The 22,736-nt window shown below is 62.5% G+C and carries 21 protein-coding genes and 1 other RNA gene; 9 read left to right on the top strand and 13 right to left on the bottom strand.

Annotated features, from left to right (window positions below):
• Nucleotides 1-6: 6 nt before the first annotated feature.
• From ACV4UY_RS00120 to ACV4UY_RS00130, 3 genes are read right to left on the bottom strand one after another with little or no spacing between them, the layout of a single operon-like run.
• Nucleotides 7-978 carry an aminoglycoside phosphotransferase family protein gene (locus ACV4UY_RS00120; RefSeq protein ID WP_491605644.1) on the bottom strand — a complete coding sequence of 324 codons (972 nt, stop codon included), beginning with the start codon at nt 976-978 and terminating at the stop codon, nt 7-9.
• Entirely contained in the window at nt 971-1,480 is a 510-nt protein-coding gene (tsaE, locus tag ACV4UY_RS00125) for a tRNA (adenosine(37)-N6)-threonylcarbamoyltransferase complex ATPase subunit type 1 TsaE (RefSeq protein ID WP_491605645.1), read from the bottom strand. Before tsaE ends, ACV4UY_RS00120 begins: the two co-directional genes overlap by 8 nt.
• Entirely contained in the window at nt 1,477-1,932 is a 456-nt protein-coding gene (locus ACV4UY_RS00130; RefSeq protein WP_491605646.1) for a CBS domain-containing protein, read from the bottom strand. The genes tsaE and ACV4UY_RS00130 overlap by 4 nt, the downstream gene beginning before the upstream one ends.
• A 155-nt stretch (nt 1,933-2,087) precedes the next feature.
• Between ACV4UY_RS00130 and ACV4UY_RS00135 the strand changes: the two genes are divergently transcribed.
• Nucleotides 2,088-2,483, top strand: coding sequence for a hypothetical protein (locus tag ACV4UY_RS00135; RefSeq protein WP_491605647.1), 396 nt, complete (start codon nt 2,088-2,090; stop codon nt 2,481-2,483).
• On the opposite strand, the gene ACV4UY_RS00140 is transcribed toward ACV4UY_RS00135, so the two are convergent.
• The 8 genes from ACV4UY_RS00140 to gltB form a co-directional block, all read right to left on the bottom strand.
• Nucleotides 2,480-3,625: a glycosyltransferase family 4 protein gene (locus tag ACV4UY_RS00140; RefSeq protein WP_491605648.1), complete on the bottom strand. Its 1,146-nt coding sequence runs from the start codon at nt 3,623-3,625 to the stop codon at nt 2,480-2,482. The genes ACV4UY_RS00135 and ACV4UY_RS00140 overlap by 4 nt on opposite strands.
• A 149-nt stretch (nt 3,626-3,774) precedes the next feature.
• Nucleotides 3,775-5,334 (bottom strand): ribonuclease Y, encoded by a 1,560-nt coding sequence (rny, locus tag ACV4UY_RS00145; RefSeq protein WP_491605649.1) that lies wholly within the window; start codon nt 5,332-5,334, stop codon nt 3,775-3,777.
• 65 nt (nt 5,335-5,399) lie between these two features.
• The gene (locus tag ACV4UY_RS00150; RefSeq protein ID WP_491605650.1) at nt 5,400-6,080 is read right to left on the bottom strand and encodes a 5-formyltetrahydrofolate cyclo-ligase; all 681 of its coding nucleotides are present in this window, start codon (nt 6,078-6,080) and stop codon (nt 5,400-5,402) included.
• A gap of 21 nt (nt 6,081-6,101) precedes the next feature.
• Nucleotides 6,102-6,280: non-coding RNA, 6S RNA (gene ssrS, locus ACV4UY_RS00155), on the bottom strand.
• Nucleotides 6,281-6,291: 11 nt separating this feature from the next.
• Nucleotides 6,292-6,576, bottom strand: a complete 285-nt coding sequence (locus tag ACV4UY_RS00160; RefSeq protein WP_420905876.1) for a cell division protein ZapA — start codon at nt 6,574-6,576, stop codon at nt 6,292-6,294.
• Between the two features lie 49 nt (nt 6,577-6,625).
• On the bottom strand, nt 6,626-6,892 hold the full coding sequence (locus ACV4UY_RS00165) for a hypothetical protein (protein ID WP_491605651.1): 267 nt from the start codon (nt 6,890-6,892) through the stop codon (nt 6,626-6,628).
• Nucleotides 6,893-7,067: 175 nt separating this feature from the next.
• Nucleotides 7,068-8,513, bottom strand: a complete 1,446-nt coding sequence (locus tag ACV4UY_RS00170; protein WP_491605652.1) for a glutamate synthase subunit beta — start codon at nt 8,511-8,513, stop codon at nt 7,068-7,070.
• On the bottom strand, nt 8,506-13,044 hold the full coding sequence (gene gltB, locus ACV4UY_RS00175; RefSeq protein WP_491605653.1) for a glutamate synthase large subunit: 4,539 nt from the start codon (nt 13,042-13,044) through the stop codon (nt 8,506-8,508). The genes ACV4UY_RS00170 and gltB overlap by 8 nt, the downstream gene beginning before the upstream one ends.
• A gap of 332 nt (nt 13,045-13,376) precedes the next feature.
• On the opposite strand from gltB, the gene ACV4UY_RS00180 reads away from it, so the two are divergent.
• The 3 genes from ACV4UY_RS00180 to ACV4UY_RS00190 are packed head-to-tail and all read left to right on the top strand — an operon-like array spanning nt 13,377 to nt 15,365.
• Nucleotides 13,377-14,411, top strand: a complete 1,035-nt coding sequence (locus ACV4UY_RS00180; RefSeq protein ID WP_491605654.1) for an AAA family ATPase — start codon at nt 13,377-13,379, stop codon at nt 14,409-14,411.
• Entirely contained in the window at nt 14,408-14,905 is a 498-nt protein-coding gene (locus tag ACV4UY_RS00185; protein WP_491605655.1) for a hypothetical protein, read from the top strand. Before ACV4UY_RS00180 ends, ACV4UY_RS00185 begins: the two co-directional genes overlap by 4 nt.
• Nucleotides 14,906-14,936: 31 nt before the next feature.
• On the top strand, nt 14,937-15,365 hold the full coding sequence (locus tag ACV4UY_RS00190; RefSeq protein ID WP_491605656.1) for a PPC domain-containing DNA-binding protein: 429 nt from the start codon (nt 14,937-14,939) through the stop codon (nt 15,363-15,365).
• A gap of 67 nt (nt 15,366-15,432) precedes the next feature.
• On the opposite strand, the gene ACV4UY_RS00195 is transcribed toward ACV4UY_RS00190, so the two are convergent.
• Nucleotides 15,433-15,852: a secondary thiamine-phosphate synthase enzyme YjbQ gene (locus tag ACV4UY_RS00195; protein ID WP_491605657.1), complete on the bottom strand. Its 420-nt coding sequence runs from the start codon at nt 15,850-15,852 to the stop codon at nt 15,433-15,435.
• A gap of 318 nt (nt 15,853-16,170) precedes the next feature.
• On the opposite strand from ACV4UY_RS00195, the gene msbA reads away from it, so the two are divergent.
• The gene (gene msbA / locus ACV4UY_RS00200) at nt 16,171-18,009 is read left to right on the top strand and encodes a lipid A export permease/ATP-binding protein MsbA (RefSeq protein ID WP_491605658.1); all 1,839 of its coding nucleotides are present in this window, start codon (nt 16,171-16,173) and stop codon (nt 18,007-18,009) included.
• Here the strand turns inward: msbA and ACV4UY_RS00205 are convergent.
• Nucleotides 18,001-18,738 (bottom strand): O-methyltransferase, encoded by a 738-nt coding sequence (locus tag ACV4UY_RS00205; RefSeq protein WP_491605659.1) that lies wholly within the window; start codon nt 18,736-18,738, stop codon nt 18,001-18,003. The genes msbA and ACV4UY_RS00205 overlap by 9 nt on opposite strands.
• A gap of 297 nt (nt 18,739-19,035) precedes the next feature.
• Here ACV4UY_RS00205 and ACV4UY_RS00210 point away from each other — a divergent pair, with 297 nt between their 5' ends.
• The 4 genes from ACV4UY_RS00210 to ACV4UY_RS00225 all read left to right on the top strand — a co-directional run bounded on the left by ACV4UY_RS00210 (nt 19,036) and on the right by ACV4UY_RS00225 (nt 22,704).
• Nucleotides 19,036-20,079: a radical SAM protein gene (locus tag ACV4UY_RS00210; RefSeq protein ID WP_491605660.1), complete on the top strand. Its 1,044-nt coding sequence runs from the start codon at nt 19,036-19,038 to the stop codon at nt 20,077-20,079.
• A complete protein-coding gene (locus ACV4UY_RS00215) occupies nt 20,076-20,606 on the top strand; it encodes an acyltransferase (RefSeq protein WP_491605661.1) in 531 nt (176 codons plus the stop codon). The genes ACV4UY_RS00210 and ACV4UY_RS00215 overlap by 4 nt, the downstream gene beginning before the upstream one ends.
• Before the next feature lie 7 nt (nt 20,607-20,613).
• Nucleotides 20,614-21,612, top strand: coding sequence for a glycosyltransferase family 9 protein (locus tag ACV4UY_RS00220; RefSeq protein WP_491605662.1), 999 nt, complete (start codon nt 20,614-20,616; stop codon nt 21,610-21,612).
• Nucleotides 21,613-21,747: 135 nt separating this feature from the next.
• Nucleotides 21,748-22,704, top strand: a complete 957-nt coding sequence (locus tag ACV4UY_RS00225) for a glycosyltransferase (protein ID WP_491605663.1) — start codon at nt 21,748-21,750, stop codon at nt 22,702-22,704.
• Nucleotides 22,705-22,736: the final 32 nt, after the last annotated feature.

Here is a 22,736-nt window from a genome sequence, read left to right on the forward strand (position 1 = left end):
CCTGTCTCAACCCGGCGCGTAGCGGTCGATCAGCCGTTCCAGTTCGGCCAGCTCCGGATGGGCCGGAAGGGTCTCTCGCACATACCCCAGGGTGCGGGGAATGTCGTTGAGATACCCATGCTTGCCATCGCGCAGCGACAACCGTCCGAAGATGCCGATCGCCTTGAGATTGCGCTGGATCCCCATGCGTTCGAAATCGGCCTGAAAGGTCGGCCAGTCCACCCTGTAACGGGCGCGGATGCGCGGGTCGTCGAACCACCACCCCATCACCGCCTCGCGGAACGGACGCTCGAAGGCGATGTAGCAGTCGCGCAGCAGACTGGCCAGATCATAGGTGATCGGCCCCATCACCGCGTCCTGAAAATCCAGCACCCCCACCCGTCCGTCGCACCACATCAGGTTGCGGCTGTGATAATCCCGATGGACCAGGGTCCAGGGCTGCTCGAGCACCCGATCGAGCAGGGTGTCGAACACCCGGTCGAAGGCCAGGCGATCCTCGGGGATGATCGGGGTTTTGACGATCCCTTCGATGTACCAGTCCGTGAACAGGGCCAACTCCCGGCGCAGCATGGCCCGATCGTAGGGACGGTCATGAGCCACGCAGAGGCCATCCGCCGGGGTGTCCTGCATCCCGATCAAGGTCTCCACCGCCGCGCGATAGAGCCGCTCCGGCGACTCGCCCGCTTCGAGAGCCTTCAGGTAGGTCTGATCGCCGAAATCCTCCAACAGCAGATACCCCCGGTCGAGCCGTTCGGCGACCACCTCCGGCACCGGCACCCCATGGCCGCGCAGAAACCGGGCGATATCCACGAACGGCGCGGAGTCCTCCTTGTCCGGCGGCGCATCCATGAGGATGTAGCGTCCGCGCGCCGAGGCGACCCGGTAATAACTCCGGAACGAGGCATCGCCCGCCACCTTGTGGACGGTCGCCTCCTCCCCCAGATGGGCGGCGATGAAATCCCGAGCCCGCTCAGCCACGTCCCACACTCCGTTTGGCGACGAATCCATCCAGACAGCTCCGACTCAAACCCTCCGAGGCGCGCAAGGTGACGCGCCGAAATTCCGGATCGTCGGCGCGATCCTCCAGCAGCACCTCCAGCACCGCGCCGAAATCGACACCCTCGCCGCGTTCCGGCCACTCGACCAGCACCACGCCGCGCCCGTCCACATACTCCTCCACCCCGATCCCCTCCAACTCCTCGGGATCGGAGAGCCGGTAGAGGTCGAAATGGGCCACCGGCAGGCGTCCCTCGTCGTAGCCGTTCACCAGCGTGAAGGTGGGGCTGGTGATGTAGTCATCCGCCACGCCCAGGCCTCGCAACACCCCGCGCGCGAAGACGCTCTTGCCGCACCCCAGATCGCCGCGCAGCAACACCCCCACCCCAGGGGCCAGACAATCGCCCAACTCCCGCCCCCACGCTTCCGTCTCGGCCTCGGAACGGCTCTCACCGCTCCAGCTGGTCGCATCCGCTCCGCTCACGCGGCATCATCCGCCAGCATGCCGCGAATGACGTCGCGCTTGCCGATGATCCCGACCAGCGCCTCGCCCCGCAACACCGGAACCAGCGCCACATGCCGGTCGCTGATCAGGGTGGCGATCTCGGCCAGTTCGGTCTCCTCGTCCACCGCCTCCAGATCGATGCTCATGATCTCCCCCGCGGTCGAGGCGGCCATGCGACGCAGATCCTCCTCGTAGCGGAACTCCCCGGCAATGGGGATCACCGCGTCCAGGATGGTGATCATGAGCGGCGGGTGGATGGTCTTGACCTGAGACAACAACTCCTCCTCGGTCACCATGCCCAACAGGCGCCCCTCCTCGACAATCGGTACCCCACCGATGCGATTCTCGGTGAGCAGACGCGCCAGATCGCGCACGGACATCTCCGGGGGGGCGGTGATCACATCACGCACCATGATATCCTTGGCTTTCATCGCCGACTCTCCTGGGTCCTCAACGAGCGTGGTCGATATCCTCACGATTCCATGTTACTCTGGATTACGGGAAACCGGCAATAGTTCCCTTCGCCCTCCGAGACGGTTTGGCCAAGCCCGACCGTCTCTTCAAGACCCAAGGAAAAATCACCATCATGTTTTGGAAATTCTGGTTTCCCGCCCTGATGTTCGTCGGCGTCTACCTGATGGGCAAGCTCCACGCCCGACGCAACCTGCCGCCGGAACCGTTCAACATCACCCCCCAACACGCGGCGGTGCGACGTTTCCAGCGCGTCGGTCGCGACTCCCTGCGCACCACCTCCCTGACCCTGCTCGTCATCGCCGTGATCTGGATCGGCTGGTTCATCCATCACGACTGGCGCGAGGCCCGCCAAGTGGTCGATGTGCGGGTGATCCATGTCCAGACCATGCACACCACGGTCTATCAGGCGCAACGCAACAAGATCCAGGGACGCTCCTTCGACACCCTGGATGGCCGACGCATCACCCTGGCGGACGTGGAACGAATGGAAATCACGGAAAAACCTTAAACAACGGGAATCGCGAGGATCTCGCTCAGCAGCGCCAACTCCATCTCGACGACCCGTCGCAAGGAGAAGGTTTCCAGGGCATGGGCGCGGGCATTGCGCCCCAGACGCGCCCTCAAGTCACCATCGGCGAGCAGACGCACGATCGCCGCCCGCACCCCCTCCGGAGTCGGATCGCACAACAGACCGGTCTCCTCGTGGCGGATCGCCTCGCGCACCCCCGGCGCGTCGCCGCGACCGACCACCGCCATGCCGCAGGCCATGGCCTCCAGCAACGCCTTCGGATGACCCTCCCGCGGCGAGGGGAGCACGAATAGATCCGACCGGTTCATCAACTCCGGCAAATCCGCGTGCGGTCGGGTCCCCAACAATTCGGCACGCAGACCACGGGCCGCGATCTCGCTGGCCAACGCCTCCCGCAAGGGCCCGTCACCCACCATCCAGAGCGTGGCATCGACGCCGTGCATGGCGTCGAGCAACAAGAAGGGATCCTTCTGCGCATCCAGACGCCCCAAAAACAGCACCTTCGCGCCGTCCTCCGCCCCTCTCGGACCCGGTTGCGGGACAAACCGGTCCGTATCCACATAATTGGGGATCACCCGCACCCGTTCCGCGGGCACGCCGTGCTGACCGGTCACCTGCGCGGCCATCAGGGGAGTGGTCACCACCACCCGGTCGGCGGCGCGAAACACCCGACCCTCCCGCTCGATCGCCCGAACCGCCTCGGGAGATCCCTCCCCGTGGCGCAAACGCATCGCCCCCGAATGCAAATAGCCACACCGGGCGATGAACGGCTTGCCGAACCGTCTGGCCAGGGCCAATCCGGTATCCGCGCCAGGGATCTGATTGCTCTTGAAAACCACCACGCCCCGTTTCCAGGCGGCGGGCACGCCGACCAGCCAGCGCCAGTACCACGGCCAGGGCAGGTTCAGACGGTTGCACTGCACGTCGATCCCCGGCAACCGCTCCCGATACCCCAAATCCCGTCGGTCACCGTGGGTCACGAACGAAATTCCGCCCAGATGGGGGCGCAAGGCCAGATACAACGCCACCTCGCGATCGAACATCCCGAGCCGGTCCCACTCACGCAGCGACATGCCGGCGGTAAAAAAAAGGGTCAGGCGCACATCCCGTAATGACTTCATCTCCCACTACCCGGTCCACCCCCCCGTCCTCGCGGTTCCCTGCTGTCACACTCCGACCAGCATCCAACCCAAACGCCGCGCCCCTCACGGCGCCACGGCGGTGGCGCGCATCGCGCGCATCACGGTGACGCGGTGGAGCTTCTCACCGCTCACTGCGCCACGGCGGTGGCGCGCATCTCGCGAATCACGGTGACGCGGATCTGACCCGGATAGGTCATTTCGTTCTCGACCCGGTTGGCGATCTCGCTCGCCAGGGTCAGTGCCCCCTCGTCCTTCACCCGGTCGTAGGCCACCATCACCCGCAACTCCCGTCCGGCCTGGATGGCAAAGGCCTTCTCCACGCCGGGGAAATCCATGGCCAGGGATTCGAGCATCTCCAGCCGTTTGATGTAAGTTTCCACATTCTCGCGCCGCGCGCCGGGACGGGCCGCGGAGAGGGCATCGGCGGCGTTGATCAAGGGACCGTAGACCGAAATCGGTTCGATGTCGAAGTGGTGCGACCAGATGGCGTTGACCACCAGAGGGTGCTCCTTGTACTTCTTGGCGTACTGGCCGCCGATCACCGCGTGGGAACCCTGGATCTCGTGATCCATGGCCTTGCCGATGTCGTGCAGCAGACCGCAACGCCGCGCCAGGGCGAAATCCAACCCCAACTCCTCGGCCATCATGCCAGCGAAACGGGCCACCTCCACCGAATGGGAGAGAACGTTCTGGGTGTAGGAGGTGCGGAACTTGAGCGTGCCCACCATCTTCACGATGTCCGGATGGATGCCGGAGAGCCCCAACTCGAAGATCGCCTGCTCGCCCGCCTCGCGAATCTCGTTGTTGACGTTCTTTTCCGCCTTGCGCACCACGCTCTCGATGCGGGCCGGATGGATGCGTCCATCGGCGATCAACTCCTCAAGGGCCTGACGGGCCACCTGACGCCGCACCGGATTGAATCCGGAGATCACCACCGCCTCCGGGGTGTCGTCGATGATCAGATCGCATCCGGTGGCCGCCTCCAGCGCGCGGATGTTGCGTCCCTCGCGTCCGATGATCCGCCCCTTGGTCTCCTCGGAGGCGATCGGCACCACGGTCACGGTGCGATCCACCACGAACTCACCCGCCAGGCGCTGAATCGCGGTGGCCATGATCTCCTGGGCCTTGCGATCGGCGCTCTCCTTGGCCTCATCCTCGGCACGCTTCATGAAATTGGCCGCCTCGCGCCGCACATCCTCCCGCAAACCGCCCACCAACTGCTCCTTGGCCTGCTCGGTGGTCAGACCGGCCACCTCCTCCAGCCGTTGGGCGATCGCCTCCTCCTGGCGTTGACACGCCTCCTTGCGCCCGTCCAGGGCACGTTGCTCCTGTTCGACCTGGTTCCTGCGACGATCCACCTCCCGTTCGCGCTGGTCGAGCTGATCGAATTTGCGATCCAGCTGCTCCTCGCGTTTGTCGAAACGCTGTTTGAGCTTCTCCAACTCCTCGGAGCGCTCGCGGAACTGCTCCTTCACCTCCTCCTCGACCCGCAACCGCTCGCTCTTGGCCAGCAGTTTCGCCTCGCGACCGGCCTGTTCCATCTTCTCCTCGGCGGCGCGGGTCATCCGCTCGATGCGCTCTTCGCGCTCGCGCACGGCATTCGCCTGCTGACGCCGCGACTGCTGCATCATCGCCCAGGGAATCGCGGCGCCCAGCGCCACGCCCACCAACAGCATCACGATCTCCATCGACTTACCTTTCGCAAGAGGTGGGCGCGGTTGAAACGTCCGTCACGTCCACCCCCATCATGATGTCAACGATACTCCCGGCATGCCACCACCTCCCGCTCCGTGACCACCCAATCCATGGGGATGTCGTGGGGTTCCCGGGGTAAAAACGGCAGCTCCTGGAATGCATAGGCCAATCCGACGCACAACGGGTGCGTCGCTTCACCGCGCGCGGCCAGGGCACGATCATGATACCCGCCGCCAAATCCCAACCGACCACCCGCACGGTCGAAACCGATCAGGGGTTGAAACAACAGATCCAGATCCAGGGTATCCAGCCCCTGCCCGCCATCCGGTGACGCGACCGGCTCCCGAATCCCGTAGGCGCCGACTCGCAACGGGTCTCCCGGTTGATAAGGGACGAATCGCATGGCCCGGTTCGCGCCATCGACGACCGGCAGAAACACCAGACGTCCGGAACCAACAGCCTCGTGGATGAGAAGGGTGGGATCGACTTCGTGGTCAAAAGGAAGGTACAACCCGATCGTATGCGCCTCGTCAAAAAAGGAGGCATCCACGACGCGACGCGCGATGCTGGCCGAGAGATCGCGAATCCGCTCCTCGGACAGGGCGTTACGTTCGGCGCGCAGCCGTTGACGCAACGTGGCCTTGGAAGGTTCAATGCGCGCTCTTACCGTGGAACCCCCGCAAGGAAGCCACACGGTTGAGGGTGAAGGGGGAATCCCCCCATCATGCAAATTAGCCATTCGTGCGCGTCGATCATGCCAGGGGCCCCCGCCTGTGCCGTGGGATCACACTCTCTGAACCCTTTTGTTTAGGTGGACCCATGAATAATTGTTTCTGGCAACCCCCTGTAGGGGTGGCACTCCACAATCAGAGCTCGGTTCCCAGGTTCATAAGTTATCGGCTCAGGAGGTTGTTCACCTCACGAACACCGCAGGGGTGCTGGCATGGGATTCATCCTTTAAGCAGCAGATCGCTCGCCGCGATCAAGCCGCTGATCTTTTCATTCGCGCTTTCGGTCTGTTGGGCCATGGCCCGCTTGAGTTGCAGATGTTCATCCGCGATCTTGAGCGCGGTCATGATGGCCGTGCGCTCCACGGATGCCACATGCGACTCCCGTGCCACCTGGTCCATGATGTCGTTCACGTAGCGCGCAAGCTCGCGGACATACTCCCCGCTGGCCTGGGATTTCAGCTTGAACAGCTGTCCTTGAATGCGCACTTCGTGGGTTGCGGTCATGGCCACCCAATCCGAAAGAGGCGCGAAAGCCTCTTCTCCTCAAGCCGTCCTACTCCTCGTACCGGCCCAACAATCCCTCGATCCGAGCGATCACGCGCACCTTTTCCGCCTCCAGGGCATCGATCCGCTCCTGGAGCATGAGAACCTGGCTTTCCAGATCCTCGATGGCCTCTTTTTGCGCTTCGGCCTGACCGTTCATCGCCACGATCTGATCGCGCTGTTCGCGTATGGTACGCGCCATGTCGTTCCAGCGCTGCTCCAGGCCCGACATCGAGACCGCGAGTTTATCGTCCTGATCGACCGGGATTCCATTCATGGGGCTTGCCTCGCGTCTCTTTTCCAAACTTGCATGATGGGGGGAGATCCCCCTCACCCCCCGACTGTGAACCTCCCTTTGGGAGTTCCGCAGCAAGAAGGTTACCGACACGCTTCCACTCTTGCATTCCATGCTAAAGAAACGCACGATTTTTGTCAAGTCCACCCCGCCCGAATCAGGCCAGAACCGAAGGTCCGTTCCGCAACCATCCATCCACGGCCACGGCGGCGCGCCGTCCGCCATCGATGGCCCTGAGCACCAGCGATTGACCGGTGGCCACATCCCCCGCCGCGAACACGCCGGGCACGCTGGTCATGAACCGACCATCCACCCGCACGTTGCCGCGCCCGTCGAGCGCCACGCCCAACCCCTCCAGAAGTCCACTCTTCACCGGGTGCAGAAAGCCCATGGCCAACAACACCAGCTCGGCCTCCAGGAAAAACTCGGATCCGGGGATCTCCTGCATCTTCGGGCGTCCGCCATCCTCCTGCTCGACCCAGTGCAGCCTCACGCAGTGGATCCCGCGCAGATGGCCTCCGGCATCCGCCTCGAAGGCGCGGGTCAGGATGCTCCACATCCGTTCGCACCCCTCCAGATGGGAGGTCGAGGTGCGCAGCATGTTCGGCCACATGGGCCAGGGGGTCTCCGGGGCACGATCCTTGGGCGGACGGGGCAGAAGTTCGATCTGGGTGACGCTCGCCGCGCCCTGACGGATCGCCGTGCCCACGCAGTCGGCGCCGGTGTCGCCGCCCCCGATCACCACCACCCGCTTGCCGATGGCAAAGATCGCATCGGTGGGCGGAATGTGCGCGCCGGCCACCCGGCGGTTCTGCTGGGTCAGATAATCCATGGCGAAGTGGATCCCCGGCAAACCGCGACCAGGCACCGGCAGATCGCGCGGCTGCTCCGAGCCACCGGTCAACACCACGGCCTCGAAATCGGCGCGCAGTTGCTCCGCCGTGATGTCCACCCCCACGTTCACCCCGGTGCGGACCGTCAACCCCTCGGCTATCATCTGCTCCAGACGCCGGTCGATGACCCGTTTCTCCAGCTTGAAGTCCGGAATCCCGAAACGGAGCAGTCCGCCGACCCGCTCGTTCTTCTCGAACAGGGTGACCTCGTGACCGGCGCGGGTCAGTTGTTGCGCCGCCGCCATGCCCGCCGGACCGGATCCCACCACCGCCACCTTGCGACCGGTCCGTTCGGCGGGCGGTTGGGGTTTGATCAACCCGCGCGCGAAACCCTCCTCGGCCACGGTGCGCTCGATCTCGCGGATCGTCACCGGATCACGGTTGATCCCCACCACGCAGGAGGCCTCGCAGAGAGCCGGACAGATCCGACCGGTGAACTCCGGGAAGTTGTTGGTGCGATGCATGGCATCCACCGCCTCCTCCCAGCGTCCCCGGTAGACCCAATCGTTCCAGGAGGGGATCAGATTGTGCAGCACACAGCCGTTGTGACAGAACGGAATGCCGCAATCCATGCAGCGTGACGCCTGATCCCGCAGCTTTTCGACCGGAAACGGTTGATACAGCTCATCCCAGTCGTGAATCCGCTCGGCGACCGAACGGGGCTTGGGCGTCTCCCGCTCCACTTCCATGAAACCCTTGGTCTTACCCATTGCCCGTTTGCTCCCGCTTTTTCTGTTCCTCCAGCACGCGCCGATAATCATGGGGCATCACCTTGACGAACCGTCCCAAGGCCGTGTCCCAATCCTTCAGCAACCGCGCGGCCACCTGGCTGTCGGTATACCGCGCATGCTCCTCCACCAACTCCTTGAGAGCCTCCCGATCCTCGGCGTCGGTCACCGGCTCCAGCCCCACCATGGCGGTGTTGCACAGCGACGGGAAGCGTCCCGACTCATCGAGCACATAGGCGATGCCACCGCTCATGCCCGCCGCGAAGTTGCGACCGGTCGCGCCAAGCACCACCACCACGCCGCCGGTCATGTACTCGCAGCCGTGATCCCCCACCCCTTCGACCACGGCGTGGGCGCCGGAGTTGCGCACCGCGAACCGTTCGCCCACCACGCCGCGCATCAGGACGATGCCGCCCGTGGCCCCGTAGAGGAGGGTGTTGCCGGCGATGATGTTCTCCTCGGCGACCAGCGGAGAGCGTGGATGGGGACGGATGACGATCCGACCTCCGGACATCCCCTTGCCCACGTAGTCGTTGGCCGCCCCCTCCAGATAAAGCGACACCCCTTGCACGTTGAAAGCGCCGAAGCTCTGGCCGGCCACCCCCTCGAAATAGCACTTGATGGTGCCGCGCGGCAACCCTTCGGCCCCGAACAGGCGCGAGATCTCACCGCCGAGCATCGCCCCCACGGCGCGATCGGTGTTCTGGATCGGCAACCGGATCTCGATGGGACGCAGACTCTCGAAAACCCGCGAGGCCAGATCGAGCAACTGGTGATCGAGCACCTTGTCGATGCCGTGATCCTGGGCCTGGACACAACGGATGGCCACGTTCGACGGAGCGTCGGGTTTTTCCAGCAGCGGCAGGAGATCGAGCCCCTTGGCCTTCCAGTGGGTGACCGCCTCGTTGACCAGCAGGTGATCGGACTGGCCGATCATCTCGTCGATGGATTTGAAGCCCATGCGCGCCATGATCTCGCGCGCCTCGTTGGCCACGAAGTAGAAGTAGTTGACCAGATGCTGGGGCCGACCGGTGAACTTCTTGCGCAACTCCAGATCCTGGGTGGCCACGCCGACCGGGCAGCTGTCCAGATGGCATTTGCGCATCATCACGCAGCCGGAGACCACCAGCGGCGCGGTGGCGAAACCGAACTCCTCGGCACCGAGCAGCGCCGCCACCACCACATCGCGACCGGTGCGCAACTGCCCGTCGGTCTGGAGACGCACGCGACCGCGCAGATCGTTCAACACCAGGGTCTGCTGGGTCTCGGCCAGACCCAGCTCCCAGGGGGCGCCGGCATGCTTGATCGAACTCATCGGGCTGGCGCCGGTGCCGCCGTCGCCGCCGGAGACGAGAATCATGTCCGCGTGTCCCTTGGCCACGCCCGCGGCCACGGTGCCGACTCCCACCTCGGAGACCAGTTTCACCGACACCCGCGCGCGGGGATTGACGTTCTTGAGATCGAAGATCAGCTGGGCCAGATCCTCGATGGAGTAGATGTCGTGATGGGGCGGCGGCGAGATCAGCATCACCCCCGGCGTGGTGTTGCGGATGCGGGCCACGGTCTCGGTGACCTTGTGACCCGGCAGTTGACCACCCTCGCCAGGCTTGGCCCCCTGGGCGATCTTGATCTGCATCTCGTCCGCGTTGGCCAGGTAGTGGCTGGAGACGCCGAAGCGACCGGCGGCCACCTGCTTGATGGCGCTCCGGGCCAGATCCCCGTTGGGACGCGGTTTGTAGCGCTCCGGATCCTCGCCCCCCTCGCCGGTGTTCGAACGACCGCCCAGGCGGTTCATGGCGATGGCCAGGGTTTCGTGGGCCTCCTTCGAGATCGATCCGAAGGACATGGCCCCGGTCACGAACCGCTTGACGATCTCGGAGGCCGGCTCGACCTCGGCGAGCGGCAAGGGCTCTTCCGCCTCCTTGAGCTGGAACAGACCACGCAGGGTGCAATGGGCCCGATCCTGCTGGTTGATCAGCGTCGCGAACTCCTTGTAGAGCGGGTAATCGTTGGTGCGGGTCGATTGCTGGAGCTTGGCGATGGTGTCCGGGGTCCACATGTGCCGCTCGCCCTCGTGGCGGAACTTGTACTCCCCGCCGATATCCAGGCTGTTGGTCAGGGTCATGTGGCTGGTGAAGGCCCGTCTGTGGCGCTCCAGGGTTTCGCGCGCCACCTCCAGAAGCCCCACGCCGTCCAGACGCGAGAAGGTGCCAGTGAAGTGTTTTTCCAGGAAGCGGCGGCTTAAGCCGATCGCCTCGAAAATCTGCGCGCCGCAGTAGCTGCGCAGGGTGGAGATGCCCATCTTGGAGAAGATCTTGAGCATCCCCTTGCCGATGGCCTTTACGTAGTTGGCCTTGAGATACCCGATCCCCTTGGGCGCCTCGAGGATGCCACGCGCCACCAGATCCTCCAGGGATTCGAAGGCCAGATAGGGATTGATCGCCCCGGCGCCGTAGCCGGCCAGCAGGGCGCAATGGGTCACCTCGCGGGCCTCGCCGGTCTCGATGACGATGCTCGCCGCGCCGCGGGTGCCGGAGCGGATCAGATGATGATGCACGCCGGACACCGCCAGCAGCGCCGGAATCGGCGCCATCGCGGCGGAAACCCCGCGATCGCTTAGGATAATCAGGCTCACCCCCTGATCCACCGCCGCGGAGACCGTCTCGAACAGGCGGGTCAAGGCGGCCTTCATCCCTTCGGCGCCCTCCTCCACCGCGAAAAGGGTGGAGATGGTGCGCGCCTTGAGACCGGGACGCTCCACCGCGCGGATCTTCTCCAGATCGGCGTTGGTCAGGATCGGTTGCTCGAGCCAGATGCGCGCCACATGCTGGGGGGACTCCTCCAGCATGTTGCCGGTCGGACCGAGCTGGGTGAAAAGGCTCATCACCAGCTCTTCGCGGATCGGATCGATGGCCGGATTGGTCACCTGGGCGAAGAGCTGCTTGAAGTAGCTGTACAAAAGCACCGGGCGGTCGGAGAGCACGGCCAGGGCCGCGTCGTTGCCCATGGAGCCGGTCGGCTCCTGCCCGTCGGCGCCCATGGGGCCGAGAACGACCGACAGATCCTCCTCGGTGTAGCCGAAGATGCGCTGACGCACCCGCAACGGCTCGGCCTCGGAGGCCTCGGATCCGCCCGCAGGCAGGGTGTCGAGACGGGTGAGGTTCTCGTCGATCCACTGCCGGTAGGGCTGACGGGAGACCATGGTCTGCTTGATCTCGGCGTCGTCGATGATGCGCCCCTCCTGCATGTCGATCACGAACATGCGACCCGGTTGCAGCCGACCCATCTTCACCTCCTCCTCGGGCGGGAAGGTGATGGTGCCGGCCTCGGAGGCCATGACGCACAGGCCGCCCTTGGTGATCAGATAGCGCGCCGGACGCAGACCGTTGCGATCGAGGGTGGCGCCGATGTAGCGTCCATCGGTGAAGGCCACCGCCGCCGGTCCGTCCCAGGGCTCCATCAGGGCGCCGTGGTACTGGTAGAAGGCCTTGCGGTCCTCATCCATGTGACGATGATTCTCCCACGCCTCGGGAATCATCATCATCATCGCGTGCGGCAACGAGCGACCGCTGATCACCAGGAACTCCAGGGCGCGGTCGAAGCTCGCCGAGTCGGAGAGCCCTTCAGGAACGATGGGGAAGAGTTTCTTGATATCCTCGCCGAACAGACCCGACGACAGGGCCGCCTCGCGGGCGCGCATCCAGTTGATGTTGCCACGCAGGGTGTTGATCTCGCCGTTGTGGCTGATCATGCGGAACGGATGGGCCAGCCCCCAGGTGGGGAAGGTGTTGGTGGAGTAGCGCTGATGGACCATGGCAAAGGCCGACACCAGCGAGGCATCCGACAGATCGGTGTAGTAGGCGCGCACCTGATCGGCCAGGAACATCCCCTTGTAGACCAAGGTTCGACTGGAAAAGCTACTGATATAAAAAGATTTAACCTCATCCTGACCGTAGCCCAGGACCGCATTTTCGACGCGCCGGCGAATGATGTAGAGCTTGCGTTCGAACCACATCGGATCCGCGTTGTCCGGGCGGTTGCGCACGCCGATGAACACCTGGCGGATGGCCGGTTCGGACCCCTTGGCGGTATAGCCGATGCGCGCCTGACGGCTGACCGGCACCGTGCGCCATCCCAGGAAAAGTTGCCCCTCCTCGGTGATCGCCTGCTCCACCAGTCGCTGACAGGAGATCGTCATCCCCTTGTCCTTGGGCAGAAAGATCATCCCGACGCCATAATCCCCTTCCGGCGGGAGGGTGATACCGATCTTGGCGGTCTGGGCGCGCAGGAAGGCATCCGGAATCTGGATCAGGATGCCGGCCCCGTCACCGGTGAGCGGATCGGAGCCCACGGCGCCCCGGTGGGTGAGATTCACCAGGACGCTCAAGCCCATGCGCACCACATCGTGCGACTTGCCGCCATTGATCCGGGCGACGAAGCCAACGCCACAAGCGTCGTGTTCGAGGGCGGGATCGTAGAGCCCCTGTTTCTCGGGCAGACCGAAATTGGCCATGATCTATCCTTACCTGTCGTGGGTTGCAAACCCGGTCAATTTTCGTTTGAAATGGTAACCTCTAAGGCTTGGTGGCGGGAGTTTCTCCCACCCCTGACCCGTGAAAACGCCGTCAAGGCCGTTCCACGGTCATAACCCGTCGTTCAGGTTAACAAATCGCTTATGGATCCGTCAACGGCGCACTGACACCCACGGGCCAGAATCTGCTTCTTGAGAAAGCAATGCTGGACAGTGACGCCGTGAGAATGTTATCTTGGATTCATTGAAATTGAAATGCAAACAAAAATGATATAAGATGTCATCTTCTGGCCATTTTTAGAGGAATGAATGAAATGAATATAATCAGCAAAGTTGAATTGGAAAACTTTACAGCCTTTCATTCTCTCAATCTGGATCTTTCATCAGGCGTCAATATCTTAATCGGCGTCAATGGAACCGGGAAGACGCATCTCCTCAAATTGCTCTATGCCGCATGTTCGATCACAACCGGAGAAGATCGCGACAAGAGCTTTGCCCTTAAATTACGCAATATTTTCAGTCCGCATGAAGGCCGCATGGGTCGGCTGGCACGTCGCCGTGCTGGCAGTATCGTCACCAAAGGCGTGATCACCCGGGACGACGGGAAGCGATTGATCTTCGATTTTTCCAATCATGCCAACAAACCGGAATCGGTCAACACCACCCATGAGGATTCCTGGAAAAAAAGTGCAATATCAAGCGCCTATATTCCCGTCAAGGAAATGCTGACGCATGCCCCAGGCTTCCAGGCCACGATCGCCAAAAGAGAACTCTCTTTTGAGGAGATCTATGCCGACATCATTTCAAGAGCCTTCCTGCCCAAACTCATGGGACCGATTGATCCCCCTCGTCAAAAACTTCTCACCACGTTGCAGAAGGCCATCGATGGAAAAGTCATTGCAAAAAACGAACATTTCTTTCTGAAAAACCAACAAGGCGACCTGGAGTTTCCCTTGCTGTCCGAAGGCATGAGAAAACTGGCATTGATCTGGCTGCTCATTCAAAATGGAACCCTTCAATCCGGATCCGTCTTGTTCTGGGACGAACCCGAAGCCAATCTGAATCCGGCGATCATGGGAGAATTGGTTGAAATCATTCTGGAATTGCAACGCCAGGGTGTCCAGGTGATGCTGACATCGCATCATTATGTTCTGCTCAAGGAATTCGAACTCAGAAAACGTCCCAGTGATCAGATTCTCTTTCATGCCCTGTTCCGAGACCGTTCCGACGCCGTTTCATCGAGCAGCAGCACGTGTATTGCCAATATAGATCACAATGCCATCGCCGATACATTCAACGCGCTTTACGACCGCGAACTCCAGATCACGTTGGGAGGTCTCCATTCATGACCACCCTTCAGGAAAAGAATCTACAAATCACGCTCCCGGCAGGGGTTTCCGGAAAAAAATTTGACAGCCCATCCCATGGTTTGAGCCATTGCATGAAAGCCGTCGATTTTATCGTGGAACTTTCCGACAGACTTGTCTTTATTGAATTCAAAGATCCTGATTCCGTTCAGAACAATCCAGACAGTCCTGAATGGATCAGACAGTTCATGAGCGGAGAAATAGATCATAAACTGAAAACAAAATATCGAGATACCTGGTTGTACGAATGGGCGTCCGGAAACTTATCAGAAAAACCAATCCATTATTATGTTCTGATTGGCTCGAGCGTCATGTCGAAACAACACCTGCAAACACGAACCGATGCGTTAAAGAGGTTGATTCCGCTCGTTCCGCCGAAGTCCTGGAAAAGACCTTTGATTTCCGCCTGCGCAGTCATGAATCTGGAAACGTGGAACCAGAATTTAGGCTTCATGCCGGTTCAGAGAAGTCCATGATCCACGCACATCCTTCACGAAAGGTGAAAAATTGAACACCTCCTATACACCTGGAACCATCTGGCTGGGTCGTCTCCCCCACGATGGGGATCTGTTGGCGGAGTTGAACGCCTTTTGCCGCGCCAAGGGGATCCAGGTTGGACGGATCGAGGGGGTGGGCGCGGTAAAGCGGGCCTGTTTGGGATTTTACGACCAGACCCGGCACGCATACGATTATCTGACCTATGAAGAACCGTTGGAGATCGTGCAGATGGTGGGGAATGTGTCGTTGAAGGACGAGAAACCCTTCGTGCATGTCCACATCACCCTCTCGGACCACTCCGGACAGGCCTTTGGCGGTCATCTGGCGCTAGGCACGATCCTGTTCGCCGCCGAGGTGCTGATTCAGGAGTTGCTCGGCACCCCCCCGCGCCGGGGATTCGACCCCACCACCGGCCTGCCGTTGTGGGTGGAGGGGTAGACGCAGAGGCACGCGCGAGCGATCCACCGTTCCGTGCGCCGAATCTTCCCACTCTGTTCCAGCCCGTTCACTCCCCCATCCAACACCCCACCACCTCCCGGCGATGCGGGCGGGAGCGGTGCTCGAACAGGAAAATCCCCTGCCACGTTCCGAGCACCATCCGACCCTGGGAGACCGGGATCGTGAGGGAAACGCCGGACAGGGTGGCGCGGATGTGGGCGGGCATGTCGTCCGGCCCCTCGTCCACATGCCGGAACCCGCTGGCCCCCTCGGGCACCAACCGTTTGAAGAAAAATGCCAGATCGTGCAACACATCCGGGTCCGCGTTCTCCTGAATCGTCAGACCCGCCGACGTGTGCCGGCAAAAGAGCGTCAGCAAGCCCGCGGAGGCCCGCTCGCCCTGCAACCAGCGCGCAACCTCTCCGGTGAACTCATACAACCCCTGCCCCTGGGTGCGGATCGTGAACGTGGTTTGTAGAATACGCATGCGGGATCTCCAGCTTTGATGATCCATTCAAGCGGCGCGGGCAAGATCGCTCCTGCCGTCACGCAAACGCACTCCCCATCGTCGCCCTGACGGACGACGGCGGGGAGTGCGAAAGACGGCGCGCGCTGACGCGATTCTTCGCATAAAAACGCGAAAAATCGCTCTTTTGAAAAGCGTGCTCGGGTCAAAAACAACACCTCGGAGGCGCTGCCTCCGAACCTCCGCCGGGGGCGATGACCGCCCCCGGCCCCCACGATGACGGAACCCCCCTCTCCTCCACAACATCACCCGCACCTTTGGATTCAGCATGAAAATTGCATGGAATCCGTGATCTCCCATCCACCCCTCACCCCGGAATCGCGCATGGCCCCTCCGCTGTTCTCCCAATCCGCACCCGACGCCAGCAAAAATCGCCAACTCCTGCGCCGTTGGATCGGCCTCATCTGGCCGCACCGCATCGCCCTGATCCCGGCTGTCATCAGCATGATCGTCCTCTCGGCCACCGAAGGGGCCATCGCCTACATGGTGCAACCCATCCTCGACAAGATCTTCATCGAGCAGAACCGTGCCATGTTCCATACCCTGCCGCTGCTGGTGCTCGCGGTCTTTCTGGTACGCGGCATCGCCTCCTACACCAACAGCTACGTCATGGGCGCGGTCGGACAACGCATCGCCCGCAAATTGCAATGCCAGCTCTACAACCACTGCCTCCGGTTCGAGATGAACTACTTTCTCACCGCCAGCTCCGGCAGCTTCATCTCCCGCATCAGCAACGATCCGATCATCATCAAGGACTCCACCGCCAACGTCATGATCAGCATGATCCGCGAGGGTCTGACCCTCATCGTGCTGGTCGGGGTGCTCTTCTACCGCGATCCGGTTTTGGCGCTGGTCTCGATCCTCGGCTTTCCCTTCTCCGCGCTGCTGATCTACTCCCTCGGCAAACGAATCCGCACCAAATCCCATCGCGCCCAGGAACTCAATGAATCGATCGTCAGCCAGCTCGAAGAGACCTTCTCCGGGGTGCGCATCATCAAATCGTTCTGCATGGAACGTTACGAACAATCCCAGTTCCGCCAACTGACCAAACGGGTGTTGAGAACCCATCTCGACATCCTCAAGATCAATTCGCTCTCCAAACCCTCCATCGAAATGATCTCCGGACTGGTGATCTGCGGGGTGATCCTCTACGGCGGCGGCGCGGTGATCGACGGCAAGACCACCACCGGCACCTTCTTCTCCTTCCTGACCGCCATGCTCATGGCCTACGATCCGATCAAGGCGATCTCCAACCTCAACAACACCCTGCAACGGGGCATGGCGGCCATGGATCGCATCTTCGGCACCCTGGAACGCGAGGCGACCATTCAGGATCAACCCGACGCCACCCCGATGCCGTTGCTCAAGAACGAGCTGGCCTTCGAAAATCTGACCTTTGCCTATGGCGCGGAGTTGCCCAACGTACTCGAAAACATCACTCTCAAGGTGCGGGCCGGAGAGCAGATCGCCCTGGTGGGACGCAGCGGCAGTGGCAAGAGCACGCTCGTGAACCTGCTGCCGCGCTTCTTCGACGTCACGCAAGGAGCGATCACCATCGACGGACGCGACATCCGCTCCGCGACCATGCGTTCCCTGCGCGATCAGATCTCGGTGGTCACCCAGGAGGTGATCCTGTTCAACGATACCGTCAAGAACAACATCACCTATGGCCGTTCCGAATACACCCAGGAGCGGCTCGAACAGGTGGCCGAGGCGGCCAACGCCCTGGAGTTCATCCGCCAGTTGCCCCAGGGGTTCGATACCCACATCGGCGATCGCGGGGTACGGCTCTCCGGCGGACAGAGACAGCGGCTCTCCATCGCCCGATCCCTGCTCAAGAACGCGCCGATCCTGATTCTCGACGAGGCGACCAGCTCACTGGATACCGAAAGCGAACGGGCGGTGCAGGAGGCGTTGGAGCGGCTCATGAGCGGTCGCACCACGCTGATCATCGCCCATCGGCTCTCCACCATCCGCAACGCCGATCGGATCATCGTATTGAAGGACGCCCGCATCGTCGAGGAGGGCAGTCACGAGGCGCTGCTGGCCAGAAATGGCGAATATGCCCGCCTGCATGCCATGCACTTCCAGGACGAGGAGGCCCCGGCGTCAGGTTAGCTTGCGCACCGCCAGACGGTGAATCACACCCCAGATCGCGGTCATCGCCAGCCGCCACCAGGCCGTCGCCACTGGAATCCTGGGCAGACAGGCCAAGGTGAAGCCATAACCCGGCCTGGGATAGGTGGTTTCGAAGCGGTTGGCCTCGGGCAGATCGTCACGGGCCGCCCCGTCCAGATCGTGGCAGAGCCGCGCGAACTCCGGATCATCGCTGTAGACCGCCTCCGGCGCGATCCGCTCCAGCCAGGCCCGATCCGGCGTGCCCACCCCCACGTCGTGAATGAACACCATCGACACCTTGCCGGTCGCCAGCACCCGGAACGCCAGACGCAACCCGGCAAACCCCTTGGGACCGTCGATCAACGCCACATCCCCGGCCTCGGCCAACTCCGGCATGCGCCGCCGGGCATCCCCGAACAGCAGTTGCACATGATCACGTCCCGCCAGCCGTGCCGCAGCCACGGCCACGTCCGGCGAGTTCGGATCGTGCTCGATGCTCAAGATCGGCACCTCCGGGAAACAAACCGACAACACAAGCGTGCTCTGTCCCCTGGCGCGACCCGACTCCAGGATCCGTTTCGCCCCCGCGGAGCGGGCGCCGAGCTGAAAAAAGAACATCTCCGAAAACAGAATCCCTTTTTTCTCATAGGGAATCCCGGCGACCAGGGCGGCGAACCGCGCCTTCTCCTCGCCCACCGCGCGGATCCACGCCTCCATTGATCGATGCATGCTCTGTATACCCCACGCCTGAAAGAATCCAACCCAACCAGATCCCACGAATCAAATCGATGCGCCCTCACAAAGTCAAGGGGCGATTCGTCCGGCAACCGAATATCCACGGCGTGAAGGGCGCGTCGGGCCAACGGCTTTTCATTGCATTTTGAGGGCAACGCGCTATCATGCTCCATTGCGATAACCAACCGATTGTCCGGTGATTCCCTCCATGGCCCGCATCGGCAGGTTTGGCCGGGATCGAACGCCCGCTCAATCCACCCATGGCCAGCCAGCACGCGGATTCAGACCTTCATGCGGACCATTCCCACCCGACTCGAAAGCCGCCCGGAACTGCGTCGTCGGCTGTGCGCCGAAGCCAAACGGCGCGGCGGCCTGGTTCTCCCCTATGCACCGCTGGAGATCTTCGTCGATCCGACCAACATCTGCGATCTGCGCTGCACCTTCTGCCCGCAAAGCCATTGGGGCGAACGACAACGGGGTTTCATGTCCATGGAACTCTTCGAACGGGTGATCGCCGAGGTGGCGGTGCTCAAGCCGCGCCAACTCAAGCTCTTCTGTTACGGCGAATCCCTGCTCCACCAGCAGTTGCCCGAAATGATCCACAAGGCCGAGCAGACCGGTGTTCCGGTGATCATCCACACCAACGCCAAGCGTCTCGACGAGGAGATGGCGCATCGGATCCTCGCGACCCCCCTGTCGGAGATCTGTTTCAGCTTCGACACCGCGGATCGGGATCTTTACAACCGCATGCGCATTCGCAGCGATTTCGATCGGGTGCTCGGCAACATCCGCCGCTTCCTCACCCTGCGCCAGGAGCGGGGAGCCAGCCGACCCCAGGTGATTCTCCAGGAGATCATCCCCTTCGCGCCCGACAAGCCCTGCGTCAACACCCCGGAGTATCGCCAACTGTTCGACGGCTTCGACGTGCGCCTGGACGTGCGCTTTCTGCACAGCTTCGCCGGCGCCTCCACGGAGTCGCGGTTCGAAACGATGCGGCTATCCGGCACCTCGCCGTGTCACGAGATCTACCATCGGCTGGTGATCTCCTTCGATGGCAAGGTCCACGCCTGCTGTCTGGATCCGGAAGGACACAACATCATCGGCGATCTGGCCGCCGGCGACACCATCACCTCGGCCTGGAACAGCCCGGCCATGCAGCGGTTGCGCCACCTCACCCAGACGGGCGGCATGGGCGCCATCGCGCCGTGCAACCAGTGTCACATGCTCCATCACCCCTATCAGAAGCGCCGTCGTTTCTGGCGCCGCATTCCGGCCAGGCTGCTCTGGTGGTGGTATACCAGATCCCTCGCGCCACCCGTCCCACCGACGCCATGACCGCACGCGCCTTCAAGGCCATGCTGGCCGCACGCATTCTCGACTGGCTGGAACGCGGTCGCACGCGCCATTTCCAAGCCCGCCTGGGCGAGGTGGGCCACGATGTGCGGATCTTTCCCGGCCTGTTCGTGGAGCGACCGGAAAACGTCGCGCTCGGCGATCATGTGCGCATCAACGTCAACTGCATGCTGCAAGCCCACGCCCGCATCGAAATCGGCGCCTTCACCATGATCGGCGCCAACTGCCTGATCGTGACCGCCAATCACGACGTGGCCAAACGCGGTTTCGCGGCCTTCGACACCCAGTTCCACCGACCGGTCACCATCGGTCGTCACTGCTGGCTCGGCGCCGGGGTCACGGTTCTGCCCGGCGTGACCATTGGCGACGACGCGGTGGTGGGCGCGGGCAGCACCGTGACCCAGGATCTGCCGCCCGGCGGCATCTACGCCGGCTCCCCGGCCCGCTTCATCAAGCCCCGTCCCCGCGACGGGAAGGCGGAACCCACCATCGATCCCCTCTCTTCCTGAGGCCGTCATGCAGGCGCCGCCCTCCTTTCTCGTCATCCAGGTCTCGCGAATCGGCGATTCGCTCTTCGTCACGCCCACCCTGCGCGCCCTGGCCGAGCAGTTCCCCGGCGCCATCCTGGACATTCTGGCCCATCCGAAACGGGCCGAGATCTTCGCCCATCTCCCCTTTGTCCGTCACGTCCGTGGCGTGACCCCGAGAACCGCCTGGATGCGGGGGTGGTTTCACAAACCGGTCTACGATTATAGCCTGGTTTACGGATTCGACGCCGCACTGGTCAAACTCGGATTGCGTCTGGCCAGCCAGACCATCGCCTTTCGTCAGGCCGATCCGGCGCTGAACCGACGCCTGGCTCATCTCATCGAACCGCCTCCCTTCCAGAGCGAGCATGCCATCTGGCAACTGACCCATCACGCCGAACCGCTCGGGGTGACCACCACCAACCCGCGCATCGCCTACGGGGTCACGCTGAAGGAGCGGTTGGAGGCCGAACGACGACTGGCTCCCCTGCGGACCCATGGTCCGCTCATCGGCATCCAGCCCCGCAGCTTCCCCACCAAGCCCTACCGGGACTGGCCTCTGGGTCATTTCATCGCCCTTTGCCAGCAGATCCGACACCAGATACCCCAGGCCCGGTTCCTGGTCTTCGGCGGGCCGGACGACCGGACCCACAACCAACCCCTGGTGGCCAGCCTGGGCGATGCCGGCCAGGATCTGAGCGGACGACTCTCCCTGCGCGCCACCGGGGCGATGATGTCCTGTCTGGATCTCTACATCGGGGTGGATACCGGTCCGACCCATCTGATGAGCGCCTTCGACATCCCGATGGTGCTCTTCTATCACTGTCTCTCCGGCCCGGAGATGACCGGCCCCCTCGACCATCCGCGCTGTCGGTTCCTCACCCTGCACCCCCGCGACGGACACTGCGACGCCAGTCACTCCCTGGGCGAAATCCCGGTGGCGGCGGCCTGGCGGGAAATCCGGGAACTTCTGGGCATCAACTCTTGACGCGCATCCGCGCCACGGTGTATGGGGATGGCTGAGCAGATTTAACGTGATTCAATGGTCAGCGTGGCTCCGATCACGCCGCCTCCACCCGTCCAGTTCATCCGGAATGACGATCAAACATAAACCGGTAGATTCATGATCCCTTTGACCATCATCGTACCGGTTTACAATACCGCCCGCTTCTTGACCATCTGCCTGGAATCCCTGCTCGGCGAGGATCCGTCACGCACCGAGATCCTGTTGGTCGATGACGGCTCCACGGACGAAAGTGCGGCCATGCTGGACGCCTTCTGTCTCGCCCACCCCTGGTTCAGGGCCATCCACCAGAGCAACCAGGGGCTCTCCGGGGCGCGCAACAACGCCCTGGATCAGGCGCGCGGGACGTACGTCGCCTTTTGCGACTCGGACGATTTCGTGCAACCGGGCTACTACACCCGCATGCGCCTGTTGGCCGAGCAGTTCGACGCGGACGCGATTATCGGCAACGCCACCTACCACTTCGAAGGGCGTCAACCCGACCATGCGCTCTATGCCGACCCTCTGCCCACCGGAATGATGACCGGCTCGGCGTGGATGCGCGGGCGTCTGCAATGCCGGTCGATGCTGCACATGGTCTGCATGCAGGTCTATCGACGCCGGTTGATCGAGGCGATCGGCCTGCGCTTCACCCTGGGAATCAGCCACGAAGATGTGGTCTGGACCACCCGTTTCCTGCTGGTGGCCGAACGGATCGGTTTTTTGGATGAGCCGGGCTACTTCTATCGACAATGGAAGCGAAATCTCCAAATGTACAACACCGATCGGCAGTTGCAATCCTCGGTGTCCAGCTACGACACCAACGCGCGAATTCTCGATCAGGTGGCGGCAGGCGTCTCGGATCGGGAACTGGCCGACCTGATCCGCTGGCAACTGGTGGACGACGGGCTGTCGATGTTCCACAAGATCGACCGCATGTCCAGCCACCGGGTACGCCAGGCGAGTCGGCGCGACCTGCTGCGTCGGGGTGTTTACGCGACACTGTGGCGCAACGCCATGTTGACCAGCCAGAAACGACGCGTGGCCAAAAACTTTCTCAAGGCCCTCATCCCCTGACCCCTTCCGGATCCATACCGAGGCCAACCACT

Source organism: Candidatus Magnetaquiglobus sp. (genome assembly GCF_058402785.1).

What these genes read in the sequence shown, in the direction of transcription:
- ACV4UY_RS00150 (WP_491605650.1), bottom strand. Translation starts at nt 6,080, where the DNA reads ATGGCTAATTTGCATGATGGGGGGATTCCCCCTTCACCCTCAACCGTG.
- gltB (WP_491605653.1), bottom strand. Translation starts at nt 13,044, where the DNA reads ATGGCCAATTTCGGTCTGCCCGAGAAACAGGGGCTCTACGATCCCGCC.
- ACV4UY_RS00180 (WP_491605654.1), top strand. Translation starts at nt 13,377, where the DNA reads ATGAATATAATCAGCAAAGTTGAATTGGAAAACTTTACAGCCTTTCAT.
- ACV4UY_RS00195 (WP_491605657.1), bottom strand. Translation starts at nt 15,852, where the DNA reads ATGCGTATTCTACAAACCACGTTCACGATCCGCACCCAGGGGCAGGGG.
- ACV4UY_RS00215 (WP_491605661.1), top strand. Translation starts at nt 20,076, where the DNA reads ATGACCGCACGCGCCTTCAAGGCCATGCTGGCCGCACGCATTCTCGAC.
- msbA (WP_491605658.1), top strand. Translation starts at nt 16,171, where the DNA reads ATGGAATCCGTGATCTCCCATCCACCCCTCACCCCGGAATCGCGCATG.
- rny (WP_491605649.1), bottom strand. Translation starts at nt 5,334, where the DNA reads ATGGAGATCGTGATGCTGTTGGTGGGCGTGGCGCTGGGCGCCGCGATT.
- ACV4UY_RS00210 (WP_491605660.1), top strand. Translation starts at nt 19,036, where the DNA reads ATGCGGACCATTCCCACCCGACTCGAAAGCCGCCCGGAACTGCGTCGT.
- ACV4UY_RS00225 (WP_491605663.1), top strand. Translation starts at nt 21,748, where the DNA reads ATGATCCCTTTGACCATCATCGTACCGGTTTACAATACCGCCCGCTTC.
- ACV4UY_RS00165 (WP_491605651.1), bottom strand. Translation starts at nt 6,892, where the DNA reads ATGAATGGAATCCCGGTCGATCAGGACGATAAACTCGCGGTCTCGATG.
- ACV4UY_RS00160 (WP_420905876.1), bottom strand. Translation starts at nt 6,576, where the DNA reads ATGACCGCAACCCACGAAGTGCGCATTCAAGGACAGCTGTTCAAGCTG.
- ACV4UY_RS00170 (WP_491605652.1), bottom strand. Translation starts at nt 8,513, where the DNA reads ATGGGTAAGACCAAGGGTTTCATGGAAGTGGAGCGGGAGACGCCCAAG.
- ACV4UY_RS00130 (WP_491605646.1), bottom strand. Translation starts at nt 1,932, where the DNA reads ATGAAAGCCAAGGATATCATGGTGCGTGATGTGATCACCGCCCCCCCG.
- ACV4UY_RS00185 (WP_491605655.1), top strand. Translation starts at nt 14,408, where the DNA reads ATGACCACCCTTCAGGAAAAGAATCTACAAATCACGCTCCCGGCAGGG.
- ACV4UY_RS00220 (WP_491605662.1), top strand. Translation starts at nt 20,614, where the DNA reads ATGCAGGCGCCGCCCTCCTTTCTCGTCATCCAGGTCTCGCGAATCGGC.
- ACV4UY_RS00205 (WP_491605659.1), bottom strand. Translation starts at nt 18,738, where the DNA reads ATGCATCGATCAATGGAGGCGTGGATCCGCGCGGTGGGCGAGGAGAAG.
- ACV4UY_RS00135 (WP_491605647.1), top strand. Translation starts at nt 2,088, where the DNA reads ATGTTTTGGAAATTCTGGTTTCCCGCCCTGATGTTCGTCGGCGTCTAC.
- ACV4UY_RS00140 (WP_491605648.1), bottom strand. Translation starts at nt 3,625, where the DNA reads ATGAAGTCATTACGGGATGTGCGCCTGACCCTTTTTTTTACCGCCGGC.